General features: G+C 46.9%; 24 protein-coding genes. 17 read left to right on the top strand and 7 right to left on the bottom strand.

All coding sequences use genetic code 11. The features are described 5' to 3' along the window. Positions 1 to 24: 24 nt before the first annotated feature. Positions 25 to 705 (bottom strand): zinc metallopeptidase, encoded by a 681-nt coding sequence (locus tag ABXS70_RS16015; protein WP_342555311.1) that lies wholly within the window; start codon positions 703 to 705, stop codon positions 25 to 27. 26 nt (positions 706 to 731) lie between these two features. Further along, positions 732 to 1,160, bottom strand: coding sequence for a MerR family transcriptional regulator (locus tag ABXS70_RS16010; RefSeq protein WP_342555312.1), 429 nt, complete (start codon positions 1,158 to 1,160; stop codon positions 732 to 734). Positions 1,161 to 1,513: 353 nt separating this feature from the next. On the opposite strand from ABXS70_RS16010, the gene ABXS70_RS16005 reads away from it, so the two are divergent. The 4 genes from ABXS70_RS16005 to ABXS70_RS15990 are packed head-to-tail and all read left to right on the top strand — an operon-like array spanning position 1,514 to position 4,773. Continuing rightward, positions 1,514 to 2,911: an ammonium transporter gene (locus tag ABXS70_RS16005; protein WP_342555313.1), complete on the top strand. Its 1,398-nt coding sequence runs from the start codon at positions 1,514 to 1,516 to the stop codon at positions 2,909 to 2,911. Positions 2,912 to 2,949: 38 nt separating this feature from the next. Continuing rightward, on the top strand, positions 2,950 to 3,798 hold the full coding sequence (locus ABXS70_RS16000) for a DUF294 nucleotidyltransferase-like domain-containing protein (protein ID WP_366289117.1): 849 nt from the start codon (positions 2,950 to 2,952) through the stop codon (positions 3,796 to 3,798). Beyond that, complete coding sequence (locus ABXS70_RS15995) at positions 3,776 to 4,039, top strand: hypothetical protein (protein WP_366289114.1); 264 nt, start codon at positions 3,776 to 3,778, stop codon at positions 4,037 to 4,039. The genes ABXS70_RS16000 and ABXS70_RS15995 overlap by 23 nt, the downstream gene beginning before the upstream one ends. Then, positions 4,036 to 4,773 carry an exonuclease domain-containing protein gene (locus ABXS70_RS15990; RefSeq protein WP_342555315.1) on the top strand — a complete coding sequence of 246 codons (738 nt, stop codon included), beginning with the start codon at positions 4,036 to 4,038 and terminating at the stop codon, positions 4,771 to 4,773. Before ABXS70_RS15995 ends, ABXS70_RS15990 begins: the two co-directional genes overlap by 4 nt. Here the strand turns inward: ABXS70_RS15990 and ABXS70_RS15985 are convergent. Further along, complete coding sequence (locus tag ABXS70_RS15985) at positions 4,759 to 5,262, bottom strand: M67 family metallopeptidase (protein WP_342555316.1); 504 nt, start codon at positions 5,260 to 5,262, stop codon at positions 4,759 to 4,761. The two genes, ABXS70_RS15990 and ABXS70_RS15985, sit on opposite strands and share 15 nt — an antisense overlap. Before the next feature lie 163 nt (positions 5,263 to 5,425). On the opposite strand from ABXS70_RS15985, the gene ABXS70_RS15980 reads away from it, so the two are divergent. Continuing rightward, positions 5,426 to 5,980 (top strand): TlpA disulfide reductase family protein, encoded by a 555-nt coding sequence (locus tag ABXS70_RS15980; RefSeq protein WP_342555317.1) that lies wholly within the window; start codon positions 5,426 to 5,428, stop codon positions 5,978 to 5,980. 267 nt (positions 5,981 to 6,247) lie between these two features. On the opposite strand, the gene cimA is transcribed toward ABXS70_RS15980, so the two are convergent. After that, a complete protein-coding gene (cimA, locus tag ABXS70_RS15975; protein WP_342555318.1) occupies positions 6,248 to 7,867 on the bottom strand; it encodes a citramalate synthase in 1,620 nt (539 codons plus the stop codon). Between the two features lie 665 nt (positions 7,868 to 8,532). Between cimA and ABXS70_RS15970 the strand changes: the two genes are divergently transcribed. From ABXS70_RS15970 to ABXS70_RS15960, 3 genes are all read left to right on the top strand, one after another. Then, positions 8,533 to 9,810 carry a DNA polymerase IV gene (locus tag ABXS70_RS15970; RefSeq protein ID WP_366296666.1) on the top strand — a complete coding sequence of 426 codons (1,278 nt, stop codon included), beginning with the start codon at positions 8,533 to 8,535 and terminating at the stop codon, positions 9,808 to 9,810. 120 nt (positions 9,811 to 9,930) lie between these two features. Next, complete coding sequence (locus ABXS70_RS15965) at positions 9,931 to 10,173, top strand: ferredoxin (RefSeq protein WP_062322102.1); 243 nt, start codon at positions 9,931 to 9,933, stop codon at positions 10,171 to 10,173. 170 nt (positions 10,174 to 10,343) lie between these two features. After that, a complete protein-coding gene (locus tag ABXS70_RS15960) occupies positions 10,344 to 11,786 on the top strand; it encodes a L,D-transpeptidase (RefSeq protein ID WP_342555319.1) in 1,443 nt (480 codons plus the stop codon). Between the two features lie 96 nt (positions 11,787 to 11,882). On the opposite strand, the gene ABXS70_RS15955 is transcribed toward ABXS70_RS15960, so the two are convergent. Continuing rightward, positions 11,883 to 12,020 (bottom strand): hypothetical protein, encoded by a 138-nt coding sequence (locus tag ABXS70_RS15955; protein ID WP_342555320.1) that lies wholly within the window; start codon positions 12,018 to 12,020, stop codon positions 11,883 to 11,885. 249 nt (positions 12,021 to 12,269) lie between these two features. Between ABXS70_RS15955 and ABXS70_RS15950 the strand changes: the two genes are divergently transcribed. The 3 genes from ABXS70_RS15950 to ABXS70_RS15940 all read left to right on the top strand — a co-directional run bounded on the left by ABXS70_RS15950 (position 12,270) and on the right by ABXS70_RS15940 (position 14,825). Beyond that, complete coding sequence (locus ABXS70_RS15950; RefSeq protein ID WP_366289107.1) at positions 12,270 to 13,367, top strand: quinone-dependent dihydroorotate dehydrogenase; 1,098 nt, start codon at positions 12,270 to 12,272, stop codon at positions 13,365 to 13,367. Between the two features lie 134 nt (positions 13,368 to 13,501). After that, positions 13,502 to 14,317 carry a GTP pyrophosphokinase family protein gene (locus ABXS70_RS15945; protein WP_342555322.1) on the top strand — a complete coding sequence of 272 codons (816 nt, stop codon included), beginning with the start codon at positions 13,502 to 13,504 and terminating at the stop codon, positions 14,315 to 14,317. Beyond that, the gene (locus tag ABXS70_RS15940; protein ID WP_366289102.1) at positions 14,304 to 14,825 is read left to right on the top strand and encodes a DUF309 domain-containing protein; all 522 of its coding nucleotides are present in this window, start codon (positions 14,304 to 14,306) and stop codon (positions 14,823 to 14,825) included. Before ABXS70_RS15945 ends, ABXS70_RS15940 begins: the two co-directional genes overlap by 14 nt. An 83-nt stretch (positions 14,826 to 14,908) precedes the next feature. Here ABXS70_RS15940 and ABXS70_RS15935 read toward each other — a convergent pair whose 3' ends face one another. Then, positions 14,909 to 15,457: a thioredoxin family protein gene (locus ABXS70_RS15935; RefSeq protein ID WP_342555324.1), complete on the bottom strand. Its 549-nt coding sequence runs from the start codon at positions 15,455 to 15,457 to the stop codon at positions 14,909 to 14,911. Between the two features lie 219 nt (positions 15,458 to 15,676). Between ABXS70_RS15935 and ABXS70_RS15930 the strand changes: the two genes are divergently transcribed. The 6 genes from ABXS70_RS15930 to ABXS70_RS15905 all read left to right on the top strand — a co-directional run bounded on the left by ABXS70_RS15930 (position 15,677) and on the right by ABXS70_RS15905 (position 22,450). Next, the gene (locus tag ABXS70_RS15930; protein WP_342555325.1) at positions 15,677 to 17,413 is read left to right on the top strand and encodes an RsmB/NOP family class I SAM-dependent RNA methyltransferase; all 1,737 of its coding nucleotides are present in this window, start codon (positions 15,677 to 15,679) and stop codon (positions 17,411 to 17,413) included. After that, the gene (locus ABXS70_RS15925) at positions 17,410 to 18,171 is read left to right on the top strand and encodes a pseudouridine synthase (RefSeq protein WP_342555326.1); all 762 of its coding nucleotides are present in this window, start codon (positions 17,410 to 17,412) and stop codon (positions 18,169 to 18,171) included. Before ABXS70_RS15930 ends, ABXS70_RS15925 begins: the two co-directional genes overlap by 4 nt. A gap of 25 nt (positions 18,172 to 18,196) precedes the next feature. Continuing rightward, the gene (locus ABXS70_RS15920) at positions 18,197 to 19,000 is read left to right on the top strand and encodes a Cof-type HAD-IIB family hydrolase (RefSeq protein WP_342555327.1); all 804 of its coding nucleotides are present in this window, start codon (positions 18,197 to 18,199) and stop codon (positions 18,998 to 19,000) included. A gap of 130 nt (positions 19,001 to 19,130) precedes the next feature. Continuing rightward, on the top strand, positions 19,131 to 20,255 hold the full coding sequence (locus ABXS70_RS15915; RefSeq protein WP_342555328.1) for a hypothetical protein: 1,125 nt from the start codon (positions 19,131 to 19,133) through the stop codon (positions 20,253 to 20,255). Positions 20,256 to 20,390: 135 nt separating this feature from the next. Beyond that, positions 20,391 to 20,939, top strand: coding sequence for a GNAT family N-acetyltransferase (locus ABXS70_RS15910; protein WP_342555329.1), 549 nt, complete (start codon positions 20,391 to 20,393; stop codon positions 20,937 to 20,939). Positions 20,940 to 21,319: 380 nt separating this feature from the next. Next, on the top strand, positions 21,320 to 22,450 hold the full coding sequence (locus ABXS70_RS15905; RefSeq protein ID WP_366289095.1) for a glycosyltransferase family 4 protein: 1,131 nt from the start codon (positions 21,320 to 21,322) through the stop codon (positions 22,448 to 22,450). A 65-nt stretch (positions 22,451 to 22,515) separates the two neighbouring features. Here the strand turns inward: ABXS70_RS15905 and catA are convergent, their stop codons facing one another. Next, positions 22,516 to 23,166: a type A chloramphenicol O-acetyltransferase gene (gene catA, locus ABXS70_RS15900; RefSeq protein ID WP_342555331.1), complete on the bottom strand. Its 651-nt coding sequence runs from the start codon at positions 23,164 to 23,166 to the stop codon at positions 22,516 to 22,518. Between the last annotated feature and the right edge of the window lie 28 nt (positions 23,167 to 23,194).

The raw sequence follows: 23,194 nt of genomic DNA, 5'->3' as shown, positions 1-23,194 counted from the left end.
CAGTGATTCAAAAAGTCGGGATGATTAATCGCGGCTGTTAAAGATTCCGATGTAACGAATCAGTTCAAGAAGGGAGATCAATGCAGCGGCAACATAAGTCAAAGCTGCTGCGTTCAATACTTTGGCTACCCCTTTTTCTTCATCATTACGAATATAACCTTCTGATACCATAATCTCTCTTGCCCGATTGCTGGCGTTGAACTCGACTGGCAGAGTGATCAGTTGGAAAGCAACGGTAACCGAGAAGAAGATAATACCGATTCCAACCAGGTTCATGGCGTTAAAGAGAAAACCTGCGATCAACAAGAATGGTGCGAGCCCGGAAGCGAAGTTGACGATGGGAAAAATCCGGTGACGCAAAGCCAGCATAGGGTAACTTTCCTTATGTTGAATGGCATGGCCTACTTCGTGACAGGCAACGGATAGGGCTGAGATGGACCTTTCGTAATATACAGGCTCTGACAAACGTACAACCCGGTTAATTGGATCGTAATGGTCGGAGAGGGAACCGCGAACGGGTTCAATCGGCACATCATGCAGGCCGTTGGCATCAAGCATATGGCGGGCTGCATCGTAACCTGTCATCCCATTCTGATTGGGTACTTCTGACCAGCGTCTAAACGTACCTTTAACGCGAAATTGCGCCCATAGAGAGAGCAAAAAGGCGATGATAATCAATACGAACATACCGTTATTAAAACTCATATCCATTCCTCCGCTTTCTTAATAAGCTACATCATGGTGTTCTCAAGCAAGATTTTTAATGCCTCCATCGTACCGGCGCTTTTGGTGAGCAGTCCTGCCATCATCTTGCGTGCTTGTACAGGTTTCATCTCTCCAAGCAGCGGTTTCAGTTCATTGACTTCTCGCTCAAGCTGCTGCACATGAAGTTCAAGTGATGTCAGTTTGCTTGCTACTTGTTCTTCTGTGCTGACCAGACGCCACTTTTCAAGAGATTGTTTGATCTCTTCGAGACTATACTTCTCTTGTTTCATCTGTACAATACGTTCGAGTCTGGTTAAGGTTTCATGACTATAGAGGCGATAATTTTTCTGTGTGCGCTCTTCGGGAGCAATTAACCCGAGTTTTGTGTAGTAGTCAATGGTCCGTTCGCTTACACCAGCTGTTTTGGCGAGTTCGCCAATTCGAAAAAGTTTCATATCCCCAATGATATTCACCTCGCTTGCAAGTTCAAATGTAGGGAAATGTGGTTTCCTCAAGCGCTTCACACGGAACGCGCTCAATTATTCTTACTAATAAGTATGATACATGATCATGAACCGTACAGTCAAACGTTATGCTTTGATGGGCAGCTTGCTTCTTTTCTATATCTATGTGCTCAAAGCATGTGATTATGTACTTAAGTGCAAGAAAAAGACGTAAGACTTTATTCCCATAAAATATTTAGGAAAATGATGAAAATACTCTTGTCAACTTTCCTCACTTCTGCTTATAATGACATTAAGAGTTTCACGATATGTTAATAAACATAACATAAGAGGGAGTGGGGTACATGAGAAAGAAATGGTTGGTTTCAATGTTAGCAATGCTTACTTTATTAGCTTTTCCGGTAAGTGCATTCGCAGCTGCGGAGGGTCCAAGTAATATTGAACTTCAAAGCGGCCTGAACTCGGCTTTTACGTTCCTGGCTGTAGTGCTGGTGTTCTTTATGCAGGGTGGGTTTGCACTCCTTGAAGCGGGCTCAACACGAATGAAAAATGCAGGTCACATTGCGGGTAAGACGATTTTGACATTGGGCATTTCAGTCATTGCATTCTGGGCGCTTGGTTTCGGCCTAGGTTTCGGTAACGGGAACGGATTCTTTGGAACAACCGGTTTCTTCATGAGTGGAGACAACATGGCAGCTTCCTTCGAATCACTCGCTTTCTCCGATGTTCCGCTAACGATTAAATTTGTATTCCACCTTGCATTTGCGGCTGTTTCCCTGGCTATTGCCTGCGGGGGTATGGCAGAACGTGCAAAGATGAGCGTATATATTGTGTTTGGTACACTGTACACCATTATTATGTATCCGGTAGTTGCTCACTGGGTATGGGGCGGCGGCTGGCTTGCAGAACTGGGTATGCAGGACTTCGCAGGTTCTACCGTTGTCCACTTGACAGGTGCAACGGCTGCGCTGGTAGCTACTATCCTGCTGAAACCTCGGATCGGCAAATACAACAAAGACGGTAAACCTAACATCATTCCAGGTCACAACCAAGTATATTCCGTACTCGGGGTCATTATCCTCTGGATCGGCTGGTTCGGTTTCAATCCAGGTAGTACGCTGTCTGCCATGGGCGAAGGATTCTTCGGTTATGTGGCGCTGACTACCAACGTGGCTGCTGCGGCGGGTGGTGTTGCTGCTCTGTTGATCTCCTGGGCAGTTCTTGGAAAATCAGATATCCCGAGCATGCTGAACGGGGTGCTTGCGGCACTCGTAGCGATTACTGGGGCATGTGCTTTTGTAGAACCTTGGGCAGCTCTGGTTATCGGTGCACTTGCAGGTATCATTACATTCTTCACGGCTCAATATTTTGATCGTAAAGGCATTGATGATCCGATCTATGCGTTCTCTGTACACGGTATCGCTGGTATGTGGGGGGCCATCTCCACAGGTTTGTTCGCTACACCTGAACTTGCCGAGAAAGTAGGCGTTGGTCAAGCGGGACTGTTCTATGGCGGTGGGTTCCACCAACTGGGCGTGCAGTTGTTAGGTCTTGTAGGTGCATTTGCTTTCGTTCTTGTGATGTCCTTCATTATTCTCGGGGGCATGAAAGCTGTCATGGGCATTCGAGTTACTGAAGAAGAAGAAACGATGGGTCTCGACCTTAGTGAACACGGTACGTATGGATATCCTGAGCAAATGAAGCATGCAGAATCCAAATCGGGCGGTACGTTCAGCTCCTGAGGTGAATCATGATTGAAATTGCTTCAAGGAGGCTGGATATGATGGAACCTATCTCCATAACAAACCATTCCTGGTCTTATCAAGGGATCGATGGTGCGGCTTCTGCATATGAACTGCGCCAGACACGCGTCATCCTCCAGAGAGAGCTCCAGAAATCACTGTCCGCTTCCTTGTCGCTGGTAGAATGGTACGAGACGGTAAATGAACTGCATGACCGCATTGCACGGAAAGCAGTAGAGTTATGCATTCAGGGGATGGTAGAGGAGGGCTTTGGCCAGCCTCCCGTCCCCTATGCCTTTATCGTATTCGGAAGCTCCGGCAGGGAAGAGGCGACATTATGGAGTGATCAGGATAATGGCATGATTATCAGTGATGCTCCGCACGAAGGAAAAGAGGAGTATTTTGCTGAACTGGGAAAACGTATAACTGATCTTTTGGAAGAACTGGGTTATGCCAAGTGTGAAGGCAAGGTGATGTGCTCGGAGCCGCTCTGGCGTAAAACGCTGGCATCCTGGAAAGAGCAGCTGTTTGAGTGGAGCTCTGATCTGAACTGGGAGCCAGTGCGCAACCTGATCATTGCTTCCGATATGCGCTGTATTGCAGGGGAGGCTGATCTGGCAGAAGAATGGTTTGCGAGTTTCTACGAACAGTTCCGCCGGATGCCGGGGCTCTCCGATGCGGTGCTTCGTAATACGGTGAAACATAAAGCGACGTTGAACATACTGGGTCGTGTTGTTACAGAACGGTTTGGTGAACATGCCGGGGGATTTGATATAAAATACGGTCTCTATATTCCGCTGGTCAACAGTGTCAGGTTTTTGGCGCTCGCAGCACGGAGTTCAGGAATCATCAACGATAAAACGAATGGAGAGACTGTCTTCGCTTGAAGCAGTGCCATTCCCGTTAATGGATGCGTGCCAGCGCGCGTTTATGTCTGCTTTGAAGCTTCGCCGCAGCACGCCTGTTGTCATCCGGCAGGACCTGCAGCAGAGCAGTGGTTTTCTGGATGAGAAACAGATGAAGCAGAAACGGATCCATTATGATCTGAGAGAGACACTGGGACTAGTCAAGCGAGTGCATCGTGCTCTGCAGCGACAGCTGCGTTTTGCAGAAAGGAGACGTCCATGAGAGAGCCGGCAAGGGGCAGTACTGGATTTTGGAATTCGCTGCGACAGGGAGGGGTTCCTTCCGCTATCGCTTCCATTATGGGAGCCCCTACGGCGCAGCATATGGCGTTTATCCGTTCCATGATGAGGGAGCAGCGCAGGCCAGAAGTGCTGCATACACCTCTAAACGAATTGGATGCAGTTGTTTTTGACTTGGAAACCACGGGGTTCTCTCCCCAGCATGGAGATGAGATTCTGTCCTTTGGGGCGGTACGTATTCGAGGCGGTGCTCTACTGGAAGAGGAATCGTTTTACACGGTGGTGCAGTCCAAAACGGCAGTACCCGAGCATATTACAGAACTTACAGGCATTACACAGCAGATGACGGAAGAAGCTCCAACGCTGCTTGAAGGGCTGCACGATTTCATGTCCTTTGTTGGCGGAAATGTGCTGGTTGCCCATGCGAGTGCGCATGACCGGGCCTTCCTTAACGCAGCGTTATGGCGCACATCCAAGGTCAGGCTGACTCATCGTTTAATTGATACGATGATGCTTGCCCGCTGGCTTGAACCGACGAGACAGGGATATGGTCTGGATGAACTGCTCGAATCCAGAGGTATTCCGATCTATGGGCGGCACCATGCGCTTGAAGATGCCAAGATGACAGCGCAGTTATGGTCCTGTTATCTCAAGGATATGCAGCGTAAAAACATTGAGACATTGGGTGATCTCTATGCGCGGTTAAGTCACGCATAGGAGCATGGGTACCAAGCTGTAGAAGGATGAAGAAGCAGCGCTGCTGCCTGGTATTTTTCCCTGCGATTTAATTTCATAAGCGTTCAGTACCATATGGAGTGCCGCTTCGCCTGTAGGTGTAATTGAAGGATCAGGTGCGCCGATTAAATAGGTCTGTAACATTCCGGCAAAGTTGGGGAGGTCCTGCAGGTCCTCTTGCGAAGGAATGGGCAGTGTGCGCGGGTGAGTGTGAAAAATGCCAACGATAGTGAGTTCAGAGAAAAAACATTGGATCCATTCCGTTTGATCCAGGAAGAAGTGATGCAGCGGGTCAGGCGCTACGTTACGAATGGGCTGAAACCGACTGATTCGTATGCCGCCCGCTGCGGATTCACCCAGCACAACCCCGCAGGCTTCCTGCGGCAGTGAAAGATGCATGTGCCTGAACATTTCCTGTTCCACCGAGCGGGGAAGCATTAGGGTATTTTGCTGCCCATGAAGTGCTGCCACATGTATTCACCCCTCTCTCTTTGGCTCCTGCTGATGCAGGAGTCCTTTTTCATTTTATTTTGTTCCATCCGGATTGTAAAATTTTAAGGGAAAAGGGTACAATATGATAAAGAAATGCTGAAAAACAAGTGGAGACATTATGAATGAACAAAGAGGGTGGCGAATGATGAAACGTAACATATACATACTGCTTGGAGTCGTCCTGCTTGTTGGGATTGCTTTGGCTCAAAATGCGGACAATGGTATTGCTGCTGTTTTCAAGCAGGAGGAGCCCCTGCCTACAGAAACGGGTCCTAAGGCAGGCTTGCTGGCTCCGCCATTCTCGCTGACAGGATTGGATGGGAGAACTTACAGTGTGGGTGGGGCAAAAGAGAAGGCGACCTTTGTGAGCTTCTGGGCGTCTTGGTGTGAGCCCTGCAAGCAGGAAGCTCCTGAACTAAACCATTTGGCGCTAAAATATAAAGATAAGCTGGATCTGTATGGTGTGAATGTCACCTCATATGACAAGCTTAGGGATGCGAAAGCGTTTGTGGATAAGTACAAGCTGACATTTCCAATCCCGCTGGACGAAAAAGGAACGGTGTATGCCCAATATAACGGGGTAGCCTTTCCCACAAATGTACTGATTGATTCGCGCGGAGTCATTCAAGAGGTCGTACTGGGGATACTGCCTGAAAAAGAGCTGGAGAAAAAAATCAAAAAGCTGATCGCAAACTAGGATGTGTTTGAAAACGCTGAAGGAAGCCCGATTTACTGAACTTTCGTTCCGCTCAAGGAAGTTTACCGCAGGCGTACAGGTGCACATCAATGGAAAGTGACGCAGCGGTTGGCAAAAAGAGGATAGAAACTACACTGCAGTAGGTTTCAAGACACACCCTATAATTTCGTTCGTTCTCATGTAATATAAAAAGCTTCTGCCCCATGGATTATGGCTGCAGAAGCTTTTTATATTTTCCGGGAAATAACAGGCAGCATGGCTGGATTTCTAGTGATTGATTAACCCGTGAGTGGGAACTGAAAGGGAATCCGGTGCGTTCTGTATATTTTCCTGAAGCAGGGCATACCTGAAGCTGTGAACAAGTGCTTCCCAGCTTGCTTCAATAACGTTCTCGGATACGCCAACCGTATTCCAGGTATTTTCCGTATTTTTGGATTCAATCAATACTCGAACTTTGGCTGCTGTGGCATCCTTCTCATCCAGTACACGTACTTTGTAGTCTGACAAATGCATATGAGCGAGCGAAGGGAAGTACTGTACTAGTGCTTTCCGGAGTGCGTTATCCAGCGCATTGACCGGGCCGTTTCCTTCTGCTGCGGTATATACACTTGTACCTGCAACATTAAGTTTGACAAAAGCTTCAGATACAACGGATTTGCCAGCCGTTTTTTCTACTAGCATTTTGAACGATTCGAATGTGAACAGTTCTTTCATATCTCCGTTAGCTTCACGAATTAACAATTCCAGTGATGCGTCAGCACCTTCGAATTGATAACCTTGATGCTCCAGATCCTTGATTTTTTCGATGATTTGACGTGAGTTCGCACTGCTTGGATCAAACTCCAGTCCCAGTTCCTGTGCTTTGGACACGATATTGCTCTGACCCGCCAGCTCGGAGACAAGCACGCGCTGTTTATTGCCGACCAGTTCAGGTACGATATGTTCATAAGTCCGCGCATCCCGCAGGATAGCGGATACGTGAATTCCCCCTTTGTGAGCAAATGCAGCATTGCCGACATAAGGTTGGTTTATTGGCATATTCACATTCGCAATCTCGCTGATGTAACGGGCGACATTGGTGAGCTGTTTCATGGAATCCTCAGACACACATTCGTAACCAAGCTTCAGCTGCAGGTTTGGAATAATGGAAGCAAGATTGGCGTTGCCGCAGCGTTCTCCATAACCGTTCATCGTGCCTTGAACCTGACGAGCCCCGGCTTGTACAGCGCTAAGGGTGTTAGCGACAGCCAGTTCACAGTCATTATGGGTATGAATACCGAGATGTGCATGAGGGAGTGTCCGATGCAGACTGGATACGATCTCATGAACTTCGTGCGGCATCGTTCCGCCGTTGGTGTCACACATGACAAGCCAATCCGCTCCGGCTTCATGGGCCTTAGTCATGACAGCTTGTGCATACTCGGGATTATGCTTGAATCCATCGAAGAAGTGCTCGGCATCAAAGATGACTTCCATGCCGTTCTGCTTCAGGTAGGCGATCGAATCATAGATCATGGATAGGTTTTCTTCAAGTGTGGTCTGCAGTGCGGTATGCACATGGAAATCCCATGATTTTCCGACCAGCGTAGCAGCCTGTGCCCCGGATTCAATTATTCGCTTCAGATTGGCATCTTCACTGGCGATACTTCCTTTACGGCGAGTGCTTCCGAATGCAGCAACCTTGGCGTTCAGATTCAGTTCCTTGACCCTTTTGAAAAACTCAATATCCTTGGTGTTGCTGCCGGGAATTCCGCCTTCAATATAATGAGCACCGAGATCATCCAGCTTTTTGGCAATTTTGAGTTTGTCATCTGCGGACAAGCTGACCCCCTCTCCCTGTGTGCCGTCACGTAAAGTCGTGTCGAAGATGGAAATGGCCTTTGACATGAAGATCCTCCTTTAAGGTAAAGCGCTTTTTTATCAGTTTTTGATGGAGTAGTTGAGAAGCTGGTAAGGACGTTAATGGATAAACCCTTCGATGAAGCACCGCTACACTGTGTTAAACTGGTATGATGGATTTGTCCCAAAATCGTGAATTTGTATAATGAATTATTATAACACCATTATAGCCAAATGCTACATCGAATTCGCAGGTTAACGTAAACATTTGCAGAATGAAGTGTAAGAGAAGCATGATGGAGGCTGAACAGGCTTCTTATGGTATCCTTATTAAAGGTTAAATTTTTTTATGAATGAAACGTTATATATATGGAAGGAAGGGGATTCGGATGACCATCGTATGGGAGAATGTTCTAATTGCAGTTGTCTTTCTTGTGGGCATTGGTCTGGTTCTAAGGGCGATTTTTCGCAATAACAGTAGAAGATGAAAATAAGATATTCCCGATTGTAAGAACTCCATCTGCAATGAATTTACATATCGATTTTGATATAATGTATAGATGCTGTACACTTGGGGCTTTATAACTTGAGAAGTGAGAAATGCCCAAGATACACATGAGTATATCGATGTATGCAGCGGGTTAACGCTCAGGTTTAATATCTTGAGGGTAGAAAGGGTGGGGGGCGTGAAGTCTTCAGACGGCAATCCTCCAATGGATGTAAGTGGGTATTATCCGGCAGCTGGCCGAGTGATTCTGCATGTGGACATGAATGCATTCTACTGTTCGGTTCATGAAGCAGAAGAGCCGGAGTTATACAGAGGGAAGGCGACGGCGGTTGCCGGAAGCAGTGAGCTTCGCAAAGGGGTTATCGTGACATGTTCGTATACAGCCCGGAGCAGAGGCATATCGACAGGCATGGTTGTGCAGCAGGCGATGAAAAAATGTCCTGATCTCATCGTCATCCGTCCAGACTTTCACCTATATCGGCAGTACTCGAGAGCTTTTATGCAAATTGCCTATAGTTATACTCCTCAGCTGGAAGCGACCTCGATTGATGAGTGTTATCTGGATATTACGGGTTCGAAACAATTCGGTACACCCATCGAGATTGCAGAACAGATGCAGCGGAGAATCCGGGATGAGCTTGGCCTGCCTTGTTCCATTGGGATTGCGCCGAACAAACTGCTTGCCAAAATGGCTTCGGATCTGAAAAAACCGAACGGTATATCGATTTTACGAATGAGAGATGTACCGCATATTTTATGGCACAGACCGTGTAACGAGATGTTTGGTATTGGTAAAAAAACGGCTGAGAAGCTTAAAAAGCTGGGCATTGATACAATCGGACAGCTGGCGAAATCCGATGAGAAAATGCTGACAGACTTATTCGGCATTAATGGAACATGGCTCAAAAATTCGGCGAACGGCATTCATCACTCTCCTGTAGTGGCTGAGCGTGAAGCCAATAAATCCATTGGCCATACGACGACACTGCCAGCTGATGTCTCTGAGATGAATGATATCCACCGGGTATTTTTGAACATCAGTGATCAGGTCGCTCGTAGATTGCGCAAGCACGAAATGCTGAGTCAAGGCATTCAGATTACGATTCGTACTCCAGACATGAAAACGATCACGAGGTCAAGAATGATGGATATTCCCACAGAGGATGCTGCGGTGATATATCGTGAGTCCTGTCAGCTCTTTGCAAAACACTGGGGAAATGGAAAACCAGTACGAATGCTTGGAATCACGCTGCAAAATTTAATTCCGCGTGAGGAATCGGCTGTGCAGCTGGATTTGTTCGAGTATGAGCAAAAGCCGAAAAAGGAAAGTTTGATTCGAATTATGGACCAGTTGCGGGATAAGTTTGGTGAGAATGCTGTCGTGACTGCAGGCATGCTGGGCGATGATCCTTCCACATTACTTCGCAACCATAAGGTAAGGGGAACGTCATTGCAAAAAGATAACTTGCAAAGTTTGGACTAAATAGGGATAATATAAATTTGTGGTTGCTGTAATTTGATTTGTAATTATTCTAACTTTGTATTAATATGTTTCTAGATAAAAACACGGTTCGTGGTGAATCCTAGGAGGAGAGATTGTATAATGAGTAAATATACTTGGGTCGAAAAAGACACATGCATCGCATGTGGCGCTTGTGGAGCGACAGCTCCAGATATCTATGATTATGACGATGAAGGTTTGGCAGAAGTCATTTTTGATGGTGATGCTAACCAAGGGATCAAAGCTATTCCTGACGATTTGTTCGACGATATGCAGGATGCTTGCGATGGATGCCCTACAGATTCGATTAAAGTAGCGGACGAGCCTTTTAATAAAGAAGGTTAATCTTTTCTTAAATAATATACATTAAAGCACATTTTTGTCCTGGAGACATGAGATGTGCTTTTTCTTTTGATCTGGATGATTAGTACCAGGTGCTGAAGTCCTATGCATTTTTTGCCCTTGGATGCCGATATAACATTCTATAAGTTCAAGGCGGAAAAGTGGAGGATTAGATGCAGAATACGGATCTGAGGTCATATGTCAAAAAACATCCGGATAATAAAATGGCATGGTACCTGCTTGGCAAAGAGTATTTGGGCGAAGGACAGGAAGCAAAGGCCAATTATTGTTTCCAGCAAGCGGGCGAAGTGTATGAAGCCTTTGAACGCAGTAAAGCTCCTGCGGATATATGGATGGATTACCAGGAGAAGCTGGTAGAGATGTCGGAGCAAAAGGAGAAAAAGAGGCGCAGGCGTAAAATGGGGCTGACGCTGCTGATGCTTCTGCTGTTAGCGGGTCTGCCGCCAGCGGATGCCCCTGGAGCGAATATGAAGGCTTCCCACGCCCTGTCCGAAGCTTTGGAGCCAGAGAATGACACACCGGAGGCGCAGTCTGTAGACGAGAAGCAGGAAGCAAAAGCAGGTTCATTGGAGAGCAGTGTGTTCACTGCGGCGGCCTTAGGTGGGGGCAATGATGGAGGTGCAGCACTTGCTGCCGCATGGTCCGGTTCGGGTGCTGGCGTTACAACCACGGCTGTACTAGGCATGCAGACAGCGGATGCATGGTCTGTCTGGAAGCGGGACATGCCGGTGAAATACATTATGCAGACAAACCCCAAAGGCAGGCTTACGGCTCAGAGTTATGATGCTGAACAATGCAGCTGCAAACCTCCTGAAGTATCTTCCAAAATCAAACGAATGGCCCTTGCCTGGACAGCCAGACAAGAAGCTGCAGCGGCTTTATCGAGTGCAATCATCTCTTATCATAAACAGAACAAAACGTGGCCGAAGAGTGTTACAGCCCTTGCACAGCCTTTTCCTAACAACATTCTAGGAGAAACTTCAGCCGAGATGAGCGAGATGTTTCCGCAGCTGTTGGCAGTGCATCAGAATAAGGTTCAAGTGAAAGACGGAAGTTCCGGGGGGAAAGGGAAAACGCAAACTTCCGACTCGCCCGAAGCCAAAGAGTCTCCGTTTGCTGATACACTTGGCGGGCAACCGTTTTTGGATAAACCATTTGAGATGGTCATAGACAAGAGTAAACACAGGCTCGCTCTGATTAGCGGTGATACGATCGTTCGAATGTATGAAGTCGGTCTTGGGGGAGAGCGGACGCCTGAGGGTTCGTACGTCATTACGGACAAGGTTGTGAATCCGAATGGCCGTTCCAATGGAGAGTTTGGCAGTCGAGGTATGCAGCTTTCGAATACGAATTATGCCATCCACGGGACTAATGAGCCTGATAGCATCGGACTGGACGAGTCCCTTGGATGTGTGAGAATGCGCAAAGCGGATGTAGAGGAACTGTTCGCTCTCGCTCCGCAGGGGACTCCGGTGCGCATCGGTAAGGATCTGCTGCCAGAGCTTACGTCTGTGCCAAAAACCGAACAGCGGTATACGTACAAACTGGTTCCCCAGCAGAACAATCCTAACAAGACATATCACTGGTTAAACTAGTTCTGCAATTCATCCTGCGCATTTCGGCATGTCCATCCATTTTCCGTTTTGCCGAGGTCAGATGTGCAGGGATTTCGGTTAGTCCTGCTGCATCATCTACATATTGGCAATAATAATCAGAGCACCAATAATAATGATCAAGCCGCCAACACTGGCTGCTGTCCATATGATGGCTTTGCGATTAACTTCTTCTTTCTTTTGCTGCAGTGCAGGCGGTTTACGTTTCTGAGCCATGTTTTTTCCTCCTTAATATGTATCGAACTGGTCTAGGTAACCCTGCTCTCATTGTAAAGAATTCAGATCGTTATTTCCAGTAGGTGGGTTGATTTCTTATGTATATAAGGCCTGATTTGAAATTTGTTTGTCTATGCGCAAATGTCTTTCTTTTTGAGTAAGAAACGGCTAGACTTATGTGTAGGTTTTTTACATATAAGAGACGGGGAGCGGCTATATGGCGTACCGGACTAGAACGGAGTGAGTGATTTGTTATACAAAAGTCTTGCTAAACCTTTATTGTTCAAAATGGACCCGGAACAGGCCCATCATCTGATCATCGGTGGTCTTAGTGGTGTGGGCAGGGTCCGTCCGGTTCCGTCCGGGCTGCGTGTGATTTACGGTGTCCGTGAAACCCCGGATCTGGCAGTCGATATGTTCGGTTGTCATTTTCCTACACCGGTTGGTCTTGCTGCAGGTCTGGACAAGAACGGACAGGCTGTAACCGGCTTTTCCTCCATCGGATTCGGATTTATGGAAGTGGGCACGGTAACACCTCTGGCACAGTCCGGTAATGAACAGCCGCGTCTGTTCCGTTTGCCGCCAGATGAGGCCCTGGTGAACCGAATGGGCTTCAATAATCTGGGGGCAGAAGCAATGGCAGGCGAGCTTGCGCGTCTTCAGGAAAGACCGATTCCCGTCGCGGTTAATATCGGCAAAAACAAAGTAACTCCAAATGAGGAAGCTCATCTGGATTATGCGAAGTGCATTCGGGCGTTATATAATTATGCTGACCTGTTTGTAGTGAACATCAGTTCACCAAATACGCCGGATCTGCGTAATCTGCAGCATGGGAATGAATTAAAGGAACTGCTTGCTGCCGTGATGAGCGAGATGAACAGTCAACAGGCTCAGGCTGGCGGAACAGCCAAATCTGTACTTGTCAAAATAGCGCCTGACGTCAATGATCAGGAACTTGAGTATATGGTTAGTACGATTGCTGCAAGCGGGGTGTCGGGTATTATTGCAACGAATACAACGATCAGCCGTGAAGGTCTTTCGCACCAGCATGCGAAGGAAACAGGCGGGCTGAGCGGCAGGCCGCTGCGTGAGCGTTCAACCGAGATTATTCGCCAGGTTTACAAACAGACAGAGGGCAGGCTTCCCATTATTGGCTCAGGCGGTATTTTTACAAGTGAGGATGCTTATGAGAAAATTAAAGCCGGGGCAAGTCTGGTGGAAATCTATACTGCTCTGATCTATGAAGGGCCAGAGGTCAACCGCCGCATTCACGCGGGACTGCGCGAATTACTGCGGAGGGACGGTTACAGTCATATTTCAGAGGCTGTCGGTGCCGATCACCGTTAAGCAGCGATAAAATCCCCAGAACTGGAATGATAGAAGCAAGGAAGAGTGTATTATGGATCGGGACTCTTCCCCCCGGCAAACATCATGTATAATGGATAAGAACAGGGGATGCTATAGAGACAGGAGGCTTAACCATGGACGGTAGAGACTGGGGTACATTTTTACTTCCTTATGAACAAGCGGTAGAGGAATTGAAGGTCAAGTTCAAGACGATGCGGGCCGAACTAAAGAAACGGGAAGAGTATGCCCCGATAGAATTCGTTACTGGCCGTGTCAAAAAAATCTCCAGCATTCTGGAAAAATCAAGACGCCTCAATGTGGCGCTGGATGATGTGGAAACAGGCATCGAGGATATTGCTGGTATTCGGATCATGTGTCAGTTCGTCGATGATATTCGCCGGGTTGCCGAATATATCAGGGCAAGGAAGGATCTGACAGTCCTTATTGAAAAAGATTATATTACTAACTTCAAAGAGAGTGGTTATCGCAGTTTCCATATGATTATTGAGTATCCGGTACAAACAGCCTTGGGTCAGAAAAAGGTGCTTGCCGAAATTCAGATTCGGACGCTGGCGATGAATTTCTGGGCAACGATTGAACATTCCTTAAGCTATAAATACCGGGAAAGCCTTCCGGATGATATGAGAGCAAGATTGAAGAAAACGGCAGAGGCTGCATTCGTTCTGGATAATGAGATGTCAGCGATTCGCCTGCAGATTTTGGAGGCACAAAAGGCGTTCGAGGATGACTCTAATATTGTGTCTAGAACACTCAGCATCATTCAACAGCTGTATTTCTATCATCTCGTTCATGAGGCGATTGAAGCACAGCGACGATTCAATGACTGCTGGGAACGGAATGATATGGAGGGTCTTAAGGTGCTGCTGGATGATGTGAAGAAACTTCTGAACAACGCCAGAAAGGGCGAAAATCCCGATGAGCAGCTATGAACCGCTCTACATTGATTATTTGATTTATTTTAATCGGGATCAGGACTATTTTGAGTGCCATGAGGTGCTCGAGGAGCTGTGGCTCGAATGTGACCGTGACCCGCTGTATAAAGGACTGCTGCAGATTGCGGTGGGACTCTATCATTACAGAAACGGTAATTATCGCGGAGGTCTCATGATGCTGCAGAGTTCACTCGACTTGCTGGCTTCGTTTCCAGACGTTGTTCTCGGAATCCGGCTCGGAGAGCTGAGAGAGGATGTTCGTGAACTCGTTAGGGAGCTGCGGCAAAATGAATGGAGTTTGCTCGAATATCGGGATTTGTCCATCGCCATTGAGGATAGTGCGCTTACCCAATTGGTGCAGAACAGATCGCTGGAGTTGAAGCCCAATGTACCGCAGCGGCGAAGTCCGACCAGAGGACGGATATATGAAGAGAAAATGAAGGCGCTGCAGCAGGCTGCTTCAGTGAACGACCCTGAGAATACGAATAAACATGCAAATAATTAGGATGACGTATCCTATGTCTTGTATACAAAACACCCCGACAATTCCAATGAAGGAATTATCGGGGTGTTTTTGGTTAGTGCGGTTCAACTTTTAGAAGGCGCCGCACTGGTTTTGTACTTTTCAAAAAACTGCTTATAATCGTCTAGTGAATAACCGTTGTCGCTTCCATTCTCTTTCAGACCGCCAACCATCCGGTCTTTCTCCACGCCGTCCTGGTAATAGACCAATGTTGGTGTGAATTCAATGTTGTAATCTGTCCAGCCGGATTCAAACTCACGCAGGTTAAACTGCGGAAGCTTAATACCCTCACTGTCCACAAGCGGCATTAACTGCGGTGTCGTTGCACGGCAGTGCGAGCAGTCGGAAGCGAAGAAATAAACAAAGAAGCTGTCCTTATTATCTATTCTGGCTTTCAAGTCAGCTGGCAGAATAATTTGTTGATAGTTAGGATCATCAAGCAGTTCCCGTGTAGCCGGATTAAGCTTGGAAGCGGCAATGCCATATGCGTTTTTCACACTATCCATCTGTTTTTTGGACTGTTGGTTTACGAGAACAAGCGCAGCAAGCAAGACGACTAAAATACCGAGAAATATTAGGATTGAGGCGCTCTTCTTTTTCTTCTTGGAATTCATTGTTCATCCCCCATTATTCATATCAAGATATCGTTGAGGCAAAAATCAAGGCTGGGGTAATATGCATAAACAACCGAATTTTTGCTCATAAAACAGTCTATTAGCATTATACTACATTACACGCTGTAGTGGAATACACATGATAGGATAGGCAAGCAAAATCAGGATATGATAACATAGAGCAATATGTCATTTTAACAGGATAGGATGAGTGGAACTATGGCTGTACAGCTGCCTTTGGGTTTTGCAGAGCGGATGCAATGTCTGCTTGGCGAAGAATTTGAATCTTTTATGAAATCGTATGAACAATCACCGCATGCCGGACTTCGAGTAAATACACTGAAAATATCAAAGGAACAATTTGAAGACATTGCTCCTTTTGAATTGAGACCCATTGCGTGGTGCGAAACCGGATTTTATGTATCTCACGGGGTGAAGCCTGGTCTGCATCCTTATTATCATGCAGGTTTGTATTACATTCAGGAACCGAGTGCGATGGCACCCGTTGAACAGTTGAAAGTACAACCGGGAGACCGCGTGCTTGACTTATGTGCGGCTCCTGGGGGGAAATCCACTCAAATCGCCGCCAAGCTGCAGGGCAGGGGTGTGCTTGTCACAAACGACATTCATGCCGAGCGGACCAAAGCACTTGCCAAAAACGTCGAGCTGTATGGCGTGAGAAATGCAGTAGTGCTGAACGAGTCTCCGGGGCGCATTGCGGATGCATTTCCCCATTACTTTGATAAAATTCTAATTGATGCACCCTGCTCAGGCGAAGGGATGTTCCGCAAAGACGAAGACATGGTGAAATCATGGGAACATCACTCCGTGGAGAAATGTGTGCTGATGCAGCGGGATATTCTGGAAACGGCAGCGCGTCTTCTGGCTCCGGGAGGTACAATTGTTTATTCGACCTGCACCTTTGCGCCGGAGGAAAATGAGGCGATGATTGCGGAGTTTCTGAAGATGAATCGGGACTTTGCGGTGGTGCATATTCCGAATACAGCCGGTTTTGCCGCGGGCCGTCCGGAGTGGGTGCGCAAGATGCTGCCGATCAAGGCTGCCGAAACAGAAGAAGTACTGGATCAGACACGCGGCACAGCCCGATTGTGGCCCCATAAGTTAGAAGGAGAAGGTCATTACGTTGCCGTGTTAAAACATCGTGAAGTAACTGAACTTGGCACAGGATGCTCCGAAAAACGTATTGATGAATTTAAGAAAGAGTCCGATAAAGAAGGTGATGAAGAAAGGTATGCTGCTGGACAAAACGAGCATGAGTCTGCGCTGCTGCATGAATCAAGTGAGGATCGTTCCTTTTTACGATCGGCTTCGCTTCCCATAACCAAAGCCGATCGTAAAAAGGAACGTTTGTTACGAGTAGAATCAAGAGAAGGCAGTGACAGAAGCACTCGTGCGGGCAAACATGCGGGTAAACCTGGCAGGAAAGGAAAAGAGGCAGGAGGACGAAGGTCTGAACGCGGACAGGGACGAGGTGCTGATCCGAATGCAGCTGATCCGCTGACGGTGTACAGTCAATTTATAAAAGATAACCTGGATATGCAGCTTGAAGGGGAAACGGTATGCTATGGAGATCGGGTGTACCAGTCGGCAGTAGGCGCTAATCGTCTGGAAGGATTAAAGGTTGTTCGGCCCGGGTGGTTCATGGGCACGATCAGGAATGGACGATTTGTGCCTTCTCATCCGCTGGCCTGCGCTCTGCACGCAGCAGAGGCGCAGCGAAGCGTAAATCTGTCCTCTGCTGACGGAGAAGCGGTGAGATACCTGAAAGGGGAAACGCTGAACATCGAGCAGCAGCGGCTTAACGTACACCCGGAAACAGCCCCTAAGGGTTATGTTCTTGTATGTATTGATGGATATGCAGCTGGCTGGGGGAAATGGCTGGATGGTGTGTTAAAGAATGAATATCCTGCGGGATGGAGGTGGACATCGATATGAGTGGGAAAGGAAAACAAACGCAGCGCCTGGACAAAATATTGAGCCATATGGGTGTAGGGACACGAAGCGAGCTCAAGAAAATGGTGAAGCAGGGGCGTATTTATGTGGATGGCAGGGCGGTAAAAGACAGTGGAATCCAGGTTAATCCGGAAAATCAAATCATCGAAGCGGATGGTGAGCGCATTATTTACCGGGAAATGATCTATCTGATGCTGCACAAGCCGCCGGGCGTCGTATCAGCCACGGAAGATGCTCGTGATAAAACGGTGCTGGATCTGCTGCGCAGGGAAGACCGGATCTTTCAACCGTTTCCGGTGGGGCGGCTGGACAAGGATACGGAGGGACTTCTTATTTTGACAAATGACGGTTCCCTTGCCCATGACCTGTTATCCCCTCGCAAGCATGTCCCCAAAACGTATGAAGCAAACGTGCTGGGGAGAGTGGATGAAGAGGACGTGAAGCGTTTCGCGGCTGGAGTACGACTTGATGATGGTTACGAGACGATGCCGGCCGAATTGACGGTGCTTGGGTACGATGAAACAGAAGCAGGCACGGTATCACGGATATCGCTTGTCATCCATGAAGGCAAATTTCACCAAGTGAAACGCATGTTCCAGGCTGTCGATAAACGTGTGATCTACTTGAAACGTGCAGCGATGGGGGAATTAAAGCTGCCTTCTGATCTCGCGATGGGAAGCTACCGCGAGTTAACTGCAGCTGAGTTGACTTGTTTACAGCAGCATGGTGCAGCCAACTAAAAACACAGATGGGAATGAATATCATATGACGTACAAATTGATTGCGCTGGATGTAGACGGAACATTACTGAATGATCATCACGAGCTGACCGAACGGACACAGGAAACATTAATTCAGGCTTCGCGCCAAGGAGCCGAAATTGTACTCTGTTCAGGCCGCGGCCCGGGAAATACGATCCCTTTTATGAAACAGATGGGGCTGGATGGTTATGTCATTACTCACAACGGGGCAGTTACTGCGCAGGTGGAGACACGGGAAGTCATTCATCAATTTTCATTGGATACCCAGGGGCTTGACCCTATTATGACGTACTGCCGTGAGAATGGTGTGCACTTTGATATTAATACGGCCTTTGGACTTTATGTGGATCAACCCGAAGGTTTGGAGCTGCAGGTAAGGCAGATGTACTACAATTTTCTGGCCGAGCCGCTCAAGCTTCCGCGATGGGCAGATATGAACGAACCGCTTGCCAAGTTTACAGCGTTTGGCCCAATCGAGCAGATGGATATGGTTCAGCGTGAATGGTCTTCATGGAATCTGCCGTATTATATGACGCGCAGTGGTGATTTTTTCATTGATTTGATGCATCCTGAAGCTTCCAAAGGAGCAGCACTCAAAAGGCTTGCAGATTCCAGAGGTATTGCGTCTTCCGAAATTATGGCGATTGGCAACTATTTTAATGATATTACGATGCTGACGTTTGCCGGAAAAGGAATCGCAATGGATAACTCTCCTGAAGAGGTGAAAGCAGCGTCGGATGAAGTGACCTTGTCCAACAATGATGAAGGGGTGGCGCACGCTATTCATAAATATATTTTGTCGGTATAACGCCTTCTTCTTCCTGCTGCCTGATCTACGAATATCGAAGTATTGGACCTGCGAAAATGCACAGCACCTCATAAACTATTGTCTCCATGGACATCCTAGGAGAATACGTTAGGAATGAGGAGGACTGGCAATGAAACAGATCGATATAATGACGGATCTGCGCACCGCAAATGGTGAAGTGCAGGATATTATGGTGGATGACCGATATGCAGGTTCCCTCTTGCTTGTATACAGGGAAGGGGAACGTCTTTTGGGCAGCCTTCAGTTGGAACAGGAATCTATAGAAGATGCGGATGAACAGATCATCATAGACAAGGTTCATGCTTATGTCCGTTCGCTTTCAGATGCGGTAGCTTCATCTTACTATGAAGTTTTGGTGAGCTGCGGCACGCTGCATTCTGTCCTGCAGCCATCGGATATGGATGAACAGGCTGCGTGGTCTTCCCAGAGTACAGCATCTGCTGAAGATCATCGGGAGTATGACGAAATCCGTTACGATGATGCACTGCCAGAAGGTGCGAATGTGATTCCTGCATTCCAGGATGAGTCTTTTACATACGAAGACCGCGAACATCTGCTGGAGATGGAGATGGTAAGTGCCGGTCGTAACATATCCACCTATGTGTTCAATGATGCTGAGGGAGAAGAATTGGCAGAAGCCGCGCTAAAACAGTATGGAGCGGATGCACGGGGAGAAATTCACTGGTACGATGAACCTGATGAAACGATACAGGAAGCTGCAGCAGAGCTGCTTGTAAGAGAACTGGACGAGGAGATCATTGATACAATCACGATTCGAATGTGGCATCAGGGGAATGAGCTGCAGACTTTGGAGTGGGTGCATCGTGATTTTTCCGAAGAGCTGCTGGACGACAGTGATGAAGACAACGAAGAAGTTGAAGATGAGAGAATGCTCGATCCAAACGCTGCATTCACGGATCTGGAAGATACGGAACTGGAAGATGCGGAAGAAGCGGGTTATGTCATGCTCAGCAGCAGGGACAGGGAGTTTAGAATATATGATCTGTTCATTCAAGAGCGTGGGGGACTTCCGGTAGGTACAGCGACCATTGATACGTCATACTCGGATTTGACAGGTTATATGGATTATGATGTGCCTGGTACAAGTGTGCAGCGAAAAGCGCTGGTGGACGTGCTGATGCGGGAGTTGAACAAAGAGATAGAATTTGACTCGCTGCATCTCACCATGCTGTATCGCAATCAGATTATTGATGAAGCCAGAATGGAAGGGTAAGAGGCGGCAGCCTTTTATCCTTCTTTTTTTATTACTTTATGAATAGATTATTCATTTGATTTTGACGAAAAATGGATTTCCCGGTATAGTACGATTAGTTAATTTCGTATACTTTAGTATGGAACAAGGAGGGGCATGATGACGCATTCATTCACAATACGCAGCCAATACATAAATAACGGATTCCAAGCTGTGCAGGCACAGCCGGAGGATACGGAAGAGGTGCGCTCTCTGCTTGTTGAAACTGCTTCATGGCTGAAAAGTCAGGGCTCCTCCCAATGGAATGCTCTGCTTCAAGGGCAGGATTCCCATGATACACCTTCCGCCATTCGGCGGGGCGATGTATTTGTTTTTAAAAAGGAGGCGGAGATCGCGGGAATGGTCATTCTTATGCAGAAGCCAAGTCCATGGGATCACAAGCTGTGGGGAGATAAGGCCCATGCCGAGGATGGAGCACTTTATCTGCATCGTCTGGCCATTCGAAGAAAGTATGCTCGAACAGGTCTGGGGCAATCCATTTTGGAATGGTCCAGCAGCGGGATACAATTCGAAAAAAAGTCTCTCGTTCGACTGGATTGCGGGGCTGACAACGTGACGTTAAATGCCTTTTATGCAAGAAATGGTTTCAGTTATGCAGGTGGGCAGGATGGATTCAGCATTTACGAGAAATCGATTGAGTTGTAGAGAATATGGAATTTTTAGTTATAAAATGTAATAAACAAGAAGCCGGAAGCTGACAAGCTTGCCCGGCTTTAATGATATAACGACCATAATCTGCCTGCAGCCAAGAAGAGTATGTAATATAAATAATGGACTTCTGCATGAAACGTTCGCTGAATATGTTGTATATACGACTTCGTAATTCATACAGCAAAATGGTAGATGTTCGAGCTTTTCTATGTCATAATGAACAGTGATGGTATACAGTAAAATGCATGAAAATACATTTTTTCCTATGAAGTACTGAGGTGGGAAACCCAGCGCGCTTTACTGAACATATGTTCTGATATATCATAAATGAATGTAGAAGAAGAGAAATCAAGCTGGAGAGGGGGATAATGACGTTGAAATTGTTACAGGCTCTATTCTTTCCTCCGGAGCAGCCCGGAGGTGTATCCTCTATGATTCCATACCTGCAGGAGAGGTTTGCGAGCCCGAGATGGGAAATGGATCTGTTTTCTTTGCCGAAACGTATTCGTAATAAAGGCCGGGAGGAAGTACATTTTGAGACGTTTGATTGGACCGTCTACGGAGATAGTCCTGTGGTTCAGAAATATATACAGACGTATCGCGACTACCTGTGGTGGACCAAGCTTCGTATTCAGAAGCCCTATGATCTGATTCATGCGCATCATCCTATTGCAGGACTTGCAATGAAATCCGTTTTTCCTGAAACTCCGCTGATTCAAACGATTCACTCCAGTTACGAACGAGAACTTATTCTTAACAGCCGGATTGAGCCAAACGGATTGGAGCATCAGTTCCTGCTTGCCATCTATGGGGAACTGGAACATCGCGCAGAACGGCTGTTGACAGTATCGGATTCATTCCGGCGATATTTGAGTCCCTATGTGAAACATCCCGACCAAATCGGAATTATCCCGAATGGTTTTGACGAGAAACGCTTCAAGCCGATCCCTCACGAAAATGCAGTTCCGCAGCTGGTCACGGTGTGCCGTCTTGTTCCCGCTAAAGGTTTGGATATTTTATTCAAGGCATGTGCGGAACTGAAGGACAGAGGTCATGATTACGTGCTTCATATTATCGGTGACGGCCCGATTCGACCTGATTTGGAGGAGCTGGCACAGCGTCTGGGAATTTACAACGAGACGATATTCTATGGATATACGCTTCATCCTGAGGAATTTATGCCGTTCTTTGATGTGTTTGTACTGCCATCACGAGCAGAAGCCTTTGGTTCAGTGTTTGCTGAAGCAGCATTGAGCTGCCTGGCTCTTATAGGTACAGATGTGGGAGGAATCCCTGAACAGATTGAAGATGGAATTAACGGGCTGCTCGTACCACCCGAAGATCCATCTGCCTTGGCTGATGCTCTTGAAAAAGTGATGCTTGACCCCGCATTCCGCTATGAACTGGCTCGTTCAGCTTGTGAGAAAGCGAAGACTCATTACTCTCTCGGCAGATCAGTGAATGAATTAAAAAAGATGTATCTGCAATTTGAGGCACAGGCCTGAGTATAGCAGAACTATGAAACATGCCGCTGTAGCGATACAGCGGCTTTTTGTACATATAAGAAATTTTACCGCATCCAATCATGCGGTTTTAACGCCAGTTCCTGAACAGCATTCATAAATAATGCTGCGTGGTAACCATCACAAACGGAGTGATGCACTTGTAATGATAACGGTAAGTATATGGAATCGTTTTTATTCTCAAATTTTCCTGCTGTAACAATGGGCAGAAGGTAACGGTTGTTGTTGTTAATATTCAAGTTGAATCCAGTAAACGATGTCCATGGAAGGATCGAAAGAGAAAACATATTTTCAGGCATAGGTGTTTTGGGGAATAATTTGCCGGAACCGCTATACTTTTCCGTATCATCAAGGTAAGCCAGGTGAAATGTGTTGAAATCATGGGTTACCTCAGTGCAAATCGCAGAGAATGATTCGGATGTCTGATCAAAAATCGTATAAAGCGGTTCTAGTTTATCCCAATACCCTACAGATCCTTCCTTATTGTAACCCGTCCGAAAAGCTTGGTGTGAATTAATAACCTGGGTGACTAAGAAGATAAAAGCAGGATAGAATCGATATTTTTTTTGTTTTATCAGCCGATATAATACACCGATATCCATTTCTTTCGTTAAGCTAAAACTCGTATTTTGGTTCATATAGTGATGAAAGATCTCAGTTCTATTCCAGTCATCAAAATCGATTTTGTTAAATTTCATTTTCATGTGCCTCCTAAATTTTTGTTAG

Origin of the sequence: Paenibacillus sp. AN1007, assembly GCF_040702995.1 — a bacterium.
In the GTDB taxonomy this organism is placed as follows: domain Bacteria; phylum Bacillota; class Bacilli; order Paenibacillales; family Paenibacillaceae; genus Paenibacillus.
Note: the sequence above shows the minus strand (reverse complement) of the source record. Positions and strands in the feature narration are given on the sequence as shown.